This window comes from Leclercia sp. (assembly GCF_036780805.1).
Classification (GTDB): domain Bacteria; phylum Pseudomonadota; class Gammaproteobacteria; order Enterobacterales; family Enterobacteriaceae; genus Enterobacter.
The window spans coordinates 238,662-250,989 of record NZ_DAIQCE010000002.1 but is presented as its reverse complement, the minus strand read 5'-3'; the positions used below and the strand labels follow the sequence as shown (position 1 = coordinate 250,989).

Sequence of the window (12,328 nt, the reverse complement as noted above, 5' to 3'; positions counted from 1 at the left end):
CCGTTTTCGAGCACGGGCAGGCCTGGTTAAAGGTTAAACGATTGTTACTTTGACCAACCCTCTATCCGCTCCGTGAGTAACACCGTTTTCATCAGGCATCCATTTATGACCGCAACTGCGCAGCAGCTTGAATATCTTAAAAACAGCATCAAAAGCATCCAGGATTATCCGAAACCTGGCATTCTTTTCCGTGATGTCACCAGCTTGCTGGAAGACCCAAAAGCGTACGCGCTCAGCATTGAATTGCTGGTTGAGCGTTACAAAAACGCCGGGATCACCAAAGTTGTTGGCACCGAAGCCCGTGGTTTCCTGTTTGGTGCCCCGGTAGCGCTGGCAATGGGCGTCGGTTTTGTGCCGGTGCGTAAGCCGCGCAAACTGCCACGCGAAACCATCGCCGAGAGCTACGAGCTGGAGTACGGCACCGACCAGCTTGAGATCCACGTTGATGCGATCAAGCCCGGCGACAAAGTGCTGGTGGTTGACGATCTGCTGGCCACCGGCGGCACCATCGAAGCGACCGTGAAGCTGATCCGTCGTCTGGGTGGCGAAGTGACCGATGCGGCCTTCATCATCAATCTGTTCGATCTGGGTGGCGAGCAGCGCCTGGAAAAACAGGGCATCACCAGCTACAGCCTCGTGCCATTCCCGGGACATTAATCCTCCCGCCCGCAACCTCGCCCAATGGGTGAGGTTGTGTTAGCATTACCCCCCTGAATATCCACCTTCCAGCGTTGCAGAGCCTGCCCATGAGTTATCAGGTGTTAGCCCGTAAATGGCGACCCCAAACCTTTGCTGACGTTGTCGGCCAGGAACATGTGCTGACCGCCCTGGCGAACGGCTTATCGCTAGGACGTATTCATCACGCCTATCTTTTTTCCGGCACCCGCGGCGTCGGTAAAACCTCTATCGCCCGTTTGCTGGCGAAAGGCCTCAACTGCGAAAGCGGGATCACCGCCACGCCGTGCGGCGTCTGCGATAACTGCCGTGAAATCGAGCAGGGGCGCTTTGTCGATTTGATTGAGATCGATGCCGCCTCGCGCACCAAAGTCGAAGATACCCGCGATCTGCTGGATAACGTCCAGTACGCTCCGGCGCGTGGCCGCTTCAAGGTCTATCTGATCGATGAAGTGCACATGCTGTCGCGCCACAGCTTTAACGCCCTGCTGAAGACGCTGGAAGAGCCGCCTGCACACGTCAAATTCCTGCTGGCGACCACCGATCCGCAAAAGCTGCCGGTGACCATCTTATCCCGCTGCTTGCAGTTCCATCTGAAGGCGCTGGACGTCGGGCAGATCCGCGATCAGCTCGAACATATTCTGAATGAAGAGCAGGTAACGCACGAACCGCGTGCCCTGCAGCTGTTGGCGCGTGCCGCCGACGGCAGCCTGCGCGACGCCCTCAGCCTGACCGATCAGGCGATTGCCAGCGGCGACGGACAGCTGACCGCTCAGGCAGTCAGCACCATGCTCGGCACTCTGGACGACGATCAGGCCCTGTCGCTGATTGAGGCGGTGGTCGAGGCCAACGGCGAGCGGGTGATGGAGCTGGTTAACGCCTCGGCGGCGCGCGGCATCGAGTGGGAAGCCCTGCTGGTTGAGATGCTGAGCCTGCTGCACCGCATTGCGATGGTACAGCTCTCCCCGGCGGCGCTGGGCCCGGATATGGCCGCCATTGAACAGCGGATGCGCGAGCTGGCGCGAACCATTCCGCCAACGGACGTGCAGCTCTACTATCAAACCCTGTTAATAGGCCGCAAAGAGCTGCCGTTTGCCCCCGACCGACGTATGGGGGTCGAAATGACCCTGCTGCGCGCGCTGGCGTTCCATCCGCGCATGCCGCTGCCGGAGCCCGAGGTGCAGCAACCCTCATTTGCCCCGGTCGCGCCCACGGCAGTGCTGACGCCGCCGCAGGTGCCCGTACAGCAGAGTGCCCCACCGCCGCCGCGCCAGGATGCGCCGCTGTCGGATGCCACCAGTTCGGTGCTCGCCGCCCGCAGTCAGTTGCAACGCGCGCAGGGAGCAACCAAACCAAAAAAGAGTGAACCGGCAGCGCCTGCAAGAGCGCGGCCGGTAAATAACGCCGCGCTTGAACGTCTGGCCTCGGTCACGGATCGGGTGCAGTCGCGTTCTGCCTCGTCCACGCCTGAGCCGCAGGCGCCGGCAAAGAAAGAGGCCTATCGCTGGAAAGCCACCACCGTCGTTGAAGAGGTGAAGGTGGAGGTCGCTACGCCGAAGGCGCTGAAAAAGGCGCTGGAGCACGAGAAGACGCCGGAGCTCTCGGCGAAGCTGGCCGAAGAGTCGCTGGAGCGTGATGCCTGGGCCGCAGAGGTTAGCCAGCTGAAGCTGCCCAAGCTGGTGGAGCAGGTTGCCCTGAACGCCTGGCGTGAACAGGACGGCAACCGGGTCTGCCTGCATCTGCGTCCGGGTCAGCGTCACCTGAACTCGGCGGGTGCGCAGCAGGTGCTGACTGAGGCGCTCTCCACATTACGGGGCGCGCCTGTTGAATTGACCATCATTGAAGATGATAATCCGGCGGTGCGTACGCCTCTGGAGTGGCGTCAGGCCATCTATGAAGAGAAACTCGCGCAGGCGCGTGAGTCGATTATCGCGGATAATAACATTCAGACCCTGCAGCGCTACTTTGATGCAGAACTGGATGAAGAGAGTATTCGACCCATTTGATCGTGAGTCTGACTTACGGTTGTTATCTTTAACGTGAAAGAAGAGAGAAGCCTATGTTTGGTGGTAAAGGCGGTCTGGGTGGTCTGATGAAGCAGGCCCAGCAGATGCAGGAAAAAATGCAGAAGATGCAGGAAGAGATCGCGCAGATGGAAGTCACCGGCGAATCGGGCGCAGGTCTGGTCAAAGTGACCATCAACGGCGCACATAACTGCCGTCGCGTGGAGATCGACCCAAGCCTGCTCGAAGACGACAAAGATATGCTTGAAGATCTGGTCGCCGCTGCATTCAACGATGCTGCACGCCGTATCGACGAAACCCAGAAAGAGAAAATGGCCTCTGTATCCTCCGGAATGCAGCTGCCACCGGGCTTTAAGATGCCGTTCTGATGCAAACCAGTCCGCTGCTCACGCAGTTAATGGAAGCGCTACGCTGCCTGCCGGGCGTAGGCCCGAAGTCAGCGCAGCGCATGGCGTTTACCCTGCTGCAGCGCGATCGCAGCGGCGGCATGCGTCTGGCGCAGGCTCTGACCCGCGCCATGTCAGAAATCGGTCACTGTGCAGACTGCCGCACCTTTACCGAGCAGGAGGTGTGTAACATCTGCGCCAATCCGCGTCGTCAGGAAAACGGTCAGATCTGCGTGGTGGAGAGTCCTGCGGACATCTACGCCATTGAACAGACCGGGCAGTTTTCCGGCCGCTACTTTGTGCTGATGGGCCACCTGTCGCCGCTGGACGGTATCGGGCCGGATGATATCGGGCTGGACCGTCTTGAACAGCGTCTGAAATCGGAAACGATCACCGAGGTGATCCTCGCCACCAACCCAACGGTGGAAGGGGAGGCGACTGCTAACTACATCGCCGAGCTGTGCGCGGAGTCTGGCGTCGACGCCAGCCGTATCGCCCACGGTGTTCCGGTGGGCGGCGAGCTGGAGATGGTGGACGGCACCACGCTGTCACACTCTCTGGCCGGGCGTCACAAGATTATTTTCTGACCAAACGGAGGCTGCAGCTGTGGCCTCCGCTTGAAAACCTTCCCCCTTATCCCCATCTCTCCCTCAACGCTTTTAAACCCCATTAAATGGCATTGTTGAGGTCGACTTAGTATGAAAGGACAAGAAACCCGCGGTTTCCAGTCAGAGGTAAAACAACTTCTGCACCTGATGATCCATTCTCTTTATTCCAATAAAGAAATTTTCCTGCGCGAGCTTATCTCTAACGCCTCTGATGCGGCGGACAAGCTGCGTTTCCGCGCGCTGTCGAAGCCAGAGCTGTATGAAGGTGACGGCGAACTGCGCGTGCGCGTCTCCTTTGATAAAGAGAACCGCACCCTGACCATCGCCGACAACGGCATCGGCATGACCCGTGATGAAGCCATTGACCACCTTGGCACCATCGCCAAATCCGGCACCAAAGCCTTCCTGCAGTCGATGGGTTCCGATCAGGCGAAAGACAGCCAGCTGATCGGCCAGTTCGGCGTCGGTTTCTACTCGGCGTTCATCGTGGCGGATAAAGTCACCGTGCGCACCCGTGCGGCAGGCGAAAGCGCTGAAAGCGGCGTGTTCTGGGAATCCCACGGCGAAGGCGAATACACCGTCGCGGATATCACCAAAGCCGATCGCGGCACCGAGATCACCCTGCATCTGCGCGAAGGGGAAGACGACTTCCTCAACGACTGGCGCGTGCGCTCCATCATCAGTAAATATTCTGACCATATCGCTCTGCCGGTCGAGATCGAAAAACAGGAAGAACAGGACGGCGAAACCGTCATCTCCTGGGAGAAGATCAACAAGGCGCAGGCGCTGTGGACGCGCAACAAGTCTGAGATCAAAGACGAAGAGTACACCGAGTTCTACAAGCACATCGCCCACGACTTTACCGATCCGCTGACCTGGAGCCACAACCGTGTGGAAGGTAAGCAGGAGTACACCAGCCTGCTGTACATCCCGGCGCAGGCGCCGTGGGATATGTGGAACCGCGATCACAAGCACGGCCTGAAGCTGTACGTCCAGCGCGTGTTCATCATGGACGAAGCCGAGCAGTTCATGCCGAACTACCTGCGCTTTGTGCGTGGCCTGATCGACTCCAACGATCTGCCGCTGAACGTCTCCCGCGAGATCCTGCAGGACAGCACCGTGACCCGCAACCTGCGCACCGCGCTGAGCAAACGTGCCCTGCAGATGCTGGACAAGCTGGCGAAAGACGACGCAGAAAAATACCAGACTTTCTGGAAACAGTTCGGCCTGGTGCTGAAAGAGGGCCCGGCGGAAGACGCCTCCAACGTCGAAGCCATTGCCAAACTGCTGCGCTTTGCCTCCACGCACACCGACTCTTCCGAGCAGACCGTGTCGCTGGAAGAGTACATCTCCCGCATGAAGGAAGGGCAGGAGAAGATCTACTACATCACCGCCGACAGCTATGCCGCGGCGAAGAGCAGCCCGCACCTGGAGCTGCTGCGTAAGAAAGGCATCGAAGTGCTGCTGCTTTCCGATCGCATCGATGAGTGGATGATGAACTACCTGACCGAGTTCAGCGGGAAAGCGTTCCAGTCCGTTGCTAAAGCCGATGAGTCCATCGACAAGCTGGCGGATGAAGTGGACGAAACCGCGAAAGAGGCGGAAAAAGCGCTGGAGCCGTTTGTTGAGCGCGTGAAGACCCACCTGGGCGATCGCGTGAAAGAGGTGCGTTTCACCCACCGTCTGACCGATACCCCGGCCATCGTCACCACCGAAGCCGACGAGATGAGCACCCAGATGGCGAAGCTGTTCGCCGCTGCGGGCCAGAGCGTCCCGGAAGTGAAGTACATCTTTGAACTGAACCCGGATCACGCCCTGGTGAAACGCGCGGCCGAGACGCAGGACGAGACACGCTTTGCCGAGTGGGTTGAACTTCTGCTGGATCAGTCCCTGCTGGCCGAGCGCGGCACGCTGGAAGATCCTAACCAGTTCATCAAGCGCGTGAATGCGCTGTTGCTGGCTTAATTTCCCCTCACCCCGGCCCTCTCCCACAGGGAGAGGGTGAAAAAGTTCCCTCTCCCTGTGGGAGAGGGGTAGGGTGAGGGCAACAGCACGCACCCTCTAATAAATTCCCCTCATTAACCGTTTCAGCCTTCCCGCCTTCCTTGAGCCACATCCGTTCTGATGGTATTGTTTAGCGCTTTTGAAAAATTGAACCAACTTTTGAGGGGATTTTCGCAATGCGTATTATTCTGCTTGGCGCTCCGGGCGCGGGTAAAGGAACTCAGGCTCAGTTCATCATGGAGAAATACGGTATTCCGCAAATCTCTACCGGTGACATGCTGCGTGCCGCTGTTAAATCTGGCTCCGAGCTGGGCAAACAGGCGAAAGATATTATGGACGCCGGCAAACTGGTGACCGATGAGCTGGTGATCGCGCTGGTGAAAGAACGCATTACTCAGGAAGATTGCCGCAACGGTTTCCTGCTGGACGGCTTCCCGCGTACCATTCCTCAGGCTGATGCCATGAAAGAAGCGGGCATCAACGTGGACTACGTGCTGGAGTTCGACGTACCGGACGAGCTGATCGTTGACCGTATCATCGGTCGTCGCGTACACGCCGCTTCCGGCCGCGTTTACCACGTTAAGTTCAATCCGCCGCAGGTTGAAGGCAAAGACGACGTGACCGGCGAAGAGCTGACCACCCGTAAAGACGATCAGGAAGAGACCGTGCGTAAGCGCTTGGTGGAATACCATCAGATGACCGCGCCGCTGATCGGCTACTACTCTAAAGAAGCGCAGGCGGGTAACACTCAATACGCCAAAGTCGACGGCACCAGGCCTGTCGCTGAAGTCCGTGCAGAGCTGGAAAAGATCCTCGGCTAATCGCACCGCTCTCACCCGGAATCTCCGGGTGAGAAATATTCTCATCTTACCTCTTACTGCAATTGGTTCCGTTTACGCACTTTTCAGATACACTTATCAGCCTGTTAAAAGGTTATGAGGCGTGAATGAGTCAGGCGAAAACCGGCATCCTGCTTGCCAATCTAGGTACCCCCGAAGCCCCAACCCCCGCAGCGGTCAGCCGTTATCTGCGTCAGTTTCTGAGCGATACGCGCGTTGTGGATACCCCGCGCCTGCTGTGGTGGCCCTTGCTGCGCGGCGTGATCCTGCCGATCCGTTCGCCGCGCGTGGCAAAACTCTATCAGTCCGTCTGGATGGAAGAGGGTTCGCCGCTGATGGTTTACAGCCGTCGTCAGGAGAAAGCGCTTGCCGCCCGTCTGCCGGATACGCCGGTTGTGCTGGGCATGAGCTACGGTAAACCGTCGCTGGAAAGCGCCGTTACGGAACTGCTGGCGCAGGGCGTGGATCATATCGTGGTGCTGGCGCTCTATCCGCAATACTCTTGCTCCACCGTAGCCGCCGTCTGGGACGAGCTGGCGCGTATTCTGGCGACCCGACGCCGTATTCCTTCCGTGACCTTTATTCGCGACTATGCGGATAACGACATGTATATCAACGCCCTGGCCAGCAGCGCGCGCGCCTCCTTTGCGAAGCACGGCGAGCCGGATCTGCTGTTGCTCTCCTACCACGGGATCCCGCAGCGATTTGCCGATGAAGGGGACGACTATCCCCAGCGCTGCCGCGATACCACCCGTGAGCTGGTCTCCGCGCTTGGCCTGCCGCCGGAGAAGGTGATGATGACCTTCCAGTCGCGCTTTGGCCGCGAGCCGTGGCTGACGCCTTATACCGATGAAACCCTCAAAATGCTGGGCGAAAAGGGCGTGAAGCATATCCAGGTGATGTCACCGGGCTTTGCGGCAGACTGTCTGGAGACGCTGGAGGAGATCGCGGTGCAAAACCGGGAGTTCTTCCTTGAGGCGGGCGGAGAAAAGTACGAGTACATCCCGGCGCTGAACGACGATCCTGCGCACATCGAGATGATGGTCTCCCTGGTGACCAACAGCCGCTAATCGCACTCCGGGCCGGGTTTGTGCTACCATTTCCGGCCCATACGTTACTCGTAGCTCAGAACATGAAATTTCCCGGTAAACGCAAATCCAAACACTACTTTCCCGTTAACGCCCGCGATCCGCTGCTGCAGCAAATTCAGCCGGAAAACGAGACCAACGCCGCCTGGGTAGTGGGTATCGATCAGACGCTGGTGGATATTGAAGCAAAAGTGGACGATGCGTTTGTCGCGCGTTACGGCCTGAGCGCCGGGCACTCTCTGGTGATTGAGGACGATGTGGCGGAAGCGCTGTATCAGGAGCTGGTGCGGAACAACCTGATCACCCATCAGTTTGCCGGTGGCACCATCGGCAACACCATGCACAACTACTCCGTGCTGGCCGATGACCGCTCCGTTCTGCTGGGCGTGATGTGCAGCAACATCGAAATTGGCAGTTATGCCTACCGTTATCTCTGCAACACCTCCAGCCGTACCGATCTGAACTACCTGCAGGGCGTGGACGGGGCGATTGGCCGCTGCTTTACGCTGATCGGTGAATCCGGCGAGCGGACCTTTGCCATCAGCCCCGGGCACATGAATAAACTGCGGGCAGAGAGCATCCCGGAAGAGGTGATTGCCGGGGCGTCCGCGCTGGTGCTGACCTCCTATCTGGTGCGCTGCAAGCCGGGCGAGCCGATGCCGGAAGCCACCATGAAAGCGGTGGAGTACGCGAAGAAGTACAACGTGCCGGTGGTGCTGACCCTGGGGACCAAATTCGTTATCGCCGATAACCCCGAGTGGTGGCAGGCGTTCCTGAAAGAGCACGTCTCTATTCTGGCGATGAACGAAGAGGAGGCCGAAGCCCTGACCGGCGAGAGCGATCCGCTGCTGGCATCCGACAAGGCGCTGGACTGGGTCGATCTGGTGCTGTGCACAGCCGGGCCGGTCGGCTTGTATATGGCCGGTTTCACTGAAGAAGAGGTGAAGCGCAAAACCCAGCATCCGCTGCTGCCGGGGGCGATTGCCGAGTTTAACCAGTTTGAGTTCAGCCGCGCCATGCGCCACAAGGACTGTGTTAATCCGCTGCGTATCTTCTCGCACATCGCCCCGTACATGGGCGGGCCGGAGAAGATCATGAACACCAACGGCGCAGGCGACGGCGCGCTGGCGGCGCTGCTGCACGATATCACCGCCAACGCTTTCCACCGCACCAACGTGCCGAACTCCAGCAAACACAAGTTTAACTGGCTGACCTACTCGTCGCTGGCCCAGGTATGTAAGTACGCGAACCGCGTGAGTTATCAGGTGCTGAACCAGCATTCACCGCGTCTGACGCGCGGGCTGCCGGAAAGGGAAGATAGCCTGGAAGAGTCGTACTGGGAGAGGTAATGCTTTCACCCTCACCCCAGCCCTCTCCCTAAGGGAGAGGGAGATTTAGATTCCCTCTCCCCGTGGGAGAGGGCCAGGGTGAGGGCATCAGGCCGCACAGATCTTACCCCGTCACCGCCACTTCAACCGGCGGTTTCTCCAGCAGCGACAGCATGGTATTGGCAATCTCACGCTCGCCCATCACCACCTGATTAGCACCACGCTCCATAATGTATTCCACTTCGTCGTCGTAATGCGCCCGGGCGATAATCTCCAGGTGCGGGTATTTCTCGCGGGCGGAGACCACAATCTCCCCGGCTTCATAGCCATTCGGAATGGTCAGCAGCAGCCAGCGCGCGCAGTCCAGATGGGCCAGATTCATGATCTCTTCGTTAGCCGCATTGCCCAGCACGGCACGCACGCCGCGCTCGCGAAGCTCATCCACGCGGGTACGGGAGGTCTCAATGACGACCAGCGGAATGCCCTGGGCCATCAGCTTCTCGCCCAACAGGCTACCCACGCGGCCAAAGCCGACCAGCAGGGCATGGTTGCAGATATCCACCGGGATCTGCTTCTCTTCTTCCGTTGCCTCTTCCAGGGTCTGCTCTTCGAGGGTTTCGGTTTTCTCGAGGTATTTTTCCAGCAGCGCGAAAAGCACCGGGTTGAGCATAATTGAGAGGATCGCCCCCGCCAGCACCAGGTTTTGCCCGGCCTGCGGCAGCAGATCCAGCGCCATGCCCAAGCCAGCAAGGATAAAGGCAAACTCACCGATCTGCGCAAGGCTGGCGGCGATGGTCAGCGCGGTGCGCGGCGAGTGGCCGAACAGACGCACCAGGAAGAACGCAGCGACCGACTTACCAAAGATGATGATCGCCAGGGTGCCCAGCACCGCCAGCGGCTGGTCAATCAGCACCAGCGGGTCGAACAGCATCCCGACGGAGACGAAGAACAGCACCGCAAAGGCGTCGCGCAGCGGCAGGGTGTCGTGGGCGGCACGGTGGCTCAGTTCCGATTCGTTCAGCACCATACCGGCAAAGAAGGCGCCCAGGGCGAAGGAGACATCGAACAGCTCTACGGCACCAAAGGCGATACCCAGCGCCAGGGCCAGCACCGCAAGGGTAAACAGCTCGCGCGAGCCGGTGGCGGCGCTGCGGGAGAGGATCCACGGCACCAGGCGACGGCCTACCAGCATCATGATGGCGATAAAGGCCACCACTTTACCGATGGTGATACTCATATCCAGCGCCAGCGAGGCAAAGCCGACGTTGTCTTTTTCCAGCATCCCGGCCACCGCAGGCAGCAGTACCAGGGTTAAGACCATCACCAGATCTTCAACAATCAGCCAGCCAATGGCGATCTGCCCTCGCTGGCTGTCAATCAGCTGTCTCTCCTCAAGCGCGCGCAGCAGCACCACGGTACTGGCGGTAGAAAGACAGAGACCAAATACAATGCCGGTCATCAGCGGCCAGCCCAGCATCGCTGAAAGCGCCATACCCAGCAACGTCGCCACGGCTATCTGGGCGATCGCACCGGGAATGGCGATCGACTTTACCGCCATCAAATCCTTCAGGGAGAAATGCAAACCCACACCGAACATCAGCAGGATCACGCCAAGCTCCGCCAGCTCCGGGGCAAGTTTAGTATCAGCAACAAAACCTGGGGTAAAAGGACCGGCTAACACGCCTGCTAATAAATAGCCCACCAGAGGCGAAATGCGAAGTTTGTTGGCAATCATGCCGAGTATAAATGCGAGTACAAGTCCACCGACAATGGTGGTGATAAGCGGTGTGGCGTGATGCATTCCGTCTCCTTTCGTTGCTGAGTTAATCCATTTTTGGTCCAGAAACCAAAAAGCCGAGTAATAGTTTATGACAAATTTAATGATTATGTTTATGAATAATTATTGAAATTTGAGTAAAACAGCAATAAGGGTTAAACGAAAGCAGAACAGGACGATTTTTGAGAGGCTGTGCTAAGAAAGGCTTATGGCAGTAGGGAGGGTTGCGGCCAAATTGGGAGTTTGGCCGCGGATAAATCAGGCTTTATGCCGGTTATCAGGCAGGAATATGGTCAACATCCCGAGAAGAGGCAGGAAAGCACAGATTTTGTAGACCAAAAAGATGCTGGTATGGTCTGCAATCAGCCCTAACACCGCTGCGCCAAGGCCACCCATCCCAAAGGCAAATCCAAAAAAAAGTCCGGAAACCATGCCGATACGCCCCGGAAGCAGCTCCTGGGCATACACCAGAATGGCCGAAAACGCCGAGGCGAGGATAAAACCAATGATTACGGTTAAAACACCTGTCCACCAGAGTGTTGCATAGGGCAAAATAAGCGTGAAGGGCGCTACGCCGAGGATAGAGCCCCAAATCACATATTTACGCCCGATTTTGTCCCCCAGTGGCCCGCCAATGAACGTCCCCGCGGCCACGGCAAACAGGAAGGCGAAGAGGTGAAACTGGGCGTTTTGTACCGATAATCCGAATTTTTCCATCAGATAAAAGGTGTAATAGCTGCTGATGCTCGCCATATAGAAGTATTTGGAAAAAATCAGCATCAGCAGGATGCTGACGGCCAGAATTACCTTGTTGCGCGGCAGAGGATTAATCACTGGCGCTTTGGGTTTACCCTTATTTACCCGGTGCTGGGCAGCGTACCAGCGGCTGATTTGCGCCAGTACCACGATGGCCAGCAGGGCAGCCAGCACGAACCAGGCCACGTTGCCTTTGCCATAGGGCGCGATAATCACCGCCGCCAGCAGCGGGCCGAGGGAGCTGCCGAAGTTACCGCCGACCTGGAACAGCGACTGCGCCAGCCCGTGACGGCCACCGGAGGCCATGCGCGCCACGCGGGACGACTCCGGGTGGAAGACCGACGAGCCGGTACCCACCAGCGCGGCTGCCACTAATACGCCCTCAAAGCTGCCCGCCATCGCCAGCAGGATCAGGCCGCTCAGAGTAAAGCACATGCCAATCGGCAGCGACCACGGCATCGGATATTTATCCGTCCAGTAGCCCACCACCGGTTGCAGCAGCGACGAAGCCAGCTGGAAGGTGAGGGTGATCATGCCGATCTGCACGAAGGTAAGAGAGAACTCGGACTGCAGCAGCGGATAGATCGCCAGAATAAGCGACTGGATCATATCGTTCAGCAGATGTGAAAGGCTGATTGCACCGAGAATACCAAATGAGGTGCGCGCCTTAGCGGTCGACACCGGAGGAGTAGATTCACTGATTGCCATAAATACCACGTCGATTGTTATTGGAAGTGCAGGGAGTCATTATTATCCCGCTAACATACCTGTCCCCGACATTTGAGGAAAGTCGCAATTCTGAAAACTTATTTGTTTATTCTGCTTACTCGCTGTAATTTTTGC

At 58.1% G+C, this 12,328-nt stretch carries 10 protein-coding genes and 1 other annotated feature; of the genes, 8 read left to right on the top strand and 2 right to left on the bottom strand.

Annotated features, from left to right (window positions below; all coding sequences use genetic code 11):
- The first annotated feature begins 105 nt into the window (after positions 1–105).
- From apt to V7Q49_RS10445, 8 genes are all read left to right on the top strand, one after another.
- Positions 106–657, top strand: a complete 552-nt coding sequence (gene apt, locus V7Q49_RS10480; protein WP_000127359.1) for an adenine phosphoribosyltransferase — start codon at positions 106–108, stop codon at positions 655–657.
- An 89-nt stretch (positions 658–746) separates the two neighbouring features.
- Positions 747–2,681, top strand: coding sequence for a DNA polymerase III subunit gamma/tau (gene dnaX, locus V7Q49_RS10475; RefSeq protein WP_333850953.1), 1,935 nt, complete (start codon positions 747–749; stop codon positions 2,679–2,681).
- Positions 2,011–2,075: a sequence feature (DnaX frameshifting element), on the top strand. It overlaps the preceding gene by 65 nt.
- 53 nt (positions 2,682–2,734) lie before the next feature.
- Positions 2,735–3,067: a YbaB/EbfC family nucleoid-associated protein gene (locus V7Q49_RS10470; protein WP_032616874.1), complete on the top strand. Its 333-nt coding sequence runs from the start codon at positions 2,735–2,737 to the stop codon at positions 3,065–3,067.
- Positions 3,067–3,672, top strand: coding sequence for a recombination mediator RecR (recR, locus tag V7Q49_RS10465; RefSeq protein ID WP_333850951.1), 606 nt, complete (start codon positions 3,067–3,069; stop codon positions 3,670–3,672). Before V7Q49_RS10470 ends, recR begins: the two co-directional genes overlap by 1 nt.
- Before the next feature lie 111 nt (positions 3,673–3,783).
- The gene (htpG, locus tag V7Q49_RS10460; protein WP_333850949.1) at positions 3,784–5,658 is read left to right on the top strand and encodes a molecular chaperone HtpG; all 1,875 of its coding nucleotides are present in this window, start codon (positions 3,784–3,786) and stop codon (positions 5,656–5,658) included.
- Between the two features lie 215 nt (positions 5,659–5,873).
- Positions 5,874–6,518, top strand: a complete 645-nt coding sequence (adk, locus tag V7Q49_RS10455; RefSeq protein ID WP_333850947.1) for an adenylate kinase — start codon at positions 5,874–5,876, stop codon at positions 6,516–6,518.
- A 125-nt stretch (positions 6,519–6,643) separates the two neighbouring features.
- Positions 6,644–7,606, top strand: coding sequence for a ferrochelatase (hemH, locus tag V7Q49_RS10450; RefSeq protein WP_333850944.1), 963 nt, complete (start codon positions 6,644–6,646; stop codon positions 7,604–7,606).
- A 62-nt stretch (positions 7,607–7,668) separates the two neighbouring features.
- Entirely contained in the window at positions 7,669–8,973 is a 1,305-nt protein-coding gene (locus tag V7Q49_RS10445) for an inosine/guanosine kinase (RefSeq protein WP_333850942.1), read from the top strand.
- A 103-nt stretch (positions 8,974–9,076) separates the two neighbouring features.
- Here V7Q49_RS10445 and ybaL read toward each other — a convergent pair whose 3' ends face one another.
- Entirely contained in the window at positions 9,077–10,753 is a 1,677-nt protein-coding gene (ybaL, locus tag V7Q49_RS10440) for a YbaL family putative K(+) efflux transporter (protein ID WP_333850940.1), read from the bottom strand.
- Positions 10,754–10,987: 234 nt separating this feature from the next.
- Complete coding sequence (locus tag V7Q49_RS10435) at positions 10,988–12,193, bottom strand: MFS transporter (protein ID WP_333850938.1); 1,206 nt, start codon at positions 12,191–12,193, stop codon at positions 10,988–10,990.
- Positions 12,194–12,328 lie beyond the last annotated feature (135 nt).

Bases quoted from the DNA above. Each gene is read 5' to 3' on its own strand.
- apt (WP_000127359.1), top strand. From the start codon at position 106: ATGACCGCAACTGCGCAGCAGCTTGAATATCTTAAAAACAGCATCAAA.
- dnaX (WP_333850953.1), top strand. From the start codon at position 747: ATGAGTTATCAGGTGTTAGCCCGTAAATGGCGACCCCAAACCTTTGCT.
- V7Q49_RS10470 (WP_032616874.1), top strand. From the start codon at position 2,735: ATGTTTGGTGGTAAAGGCGGTCTGGGTGGTCTGATGAAGCAGGCCCAG.
- recR (WP_333850951.1), top strand. From the start codon at position 3,067: ATGCAAACCAGTCCGCTGCTCACGCAGTTAATGGAAGCGCTACGCTGC.
- htpG (WP_333850949.1), top strand. From the start codon at position 3,784: ATGAAAGGACAAGAAACCCGCGGTTTCCAGTCAGAGGTAAAACAACTT.
- adk (WP_333850947.1), top strand. From the start codon at position 5,874: ATGCGTATTATTCTGCTTGGCGCTCCGGGCGCGGGTAAAGGAACTCAG.
- hemH (WP_333850944.1), top strand. From the start codon at position 6,644: ATGAGTCAGGCGAAAACCGGCATCCTGCTTGCCAATCTAGGTACCCCC.
- V7Q49_RS10445 (WP_333850942.1), top strand. From the start codon at position 7,669: ATGAAATTTCCCGGTAAACGCAAATCCAAACACTACTTTCCCGTTAAC.
- ybaL (WP_333850940.1), bottom strand. From the start codon at position 10,753: ATGCATCACGCCACACCGCTTATCACCACCATTGTCGGTGGACTTGTA.
- V7Q49_RS10435 (WP_333850938.1), bottom strand. From the start codon at position 12,193: ATGGCAATCAGTGAATCTACTCCTCCGGTGTCGACCGCTAAGGCGCGC.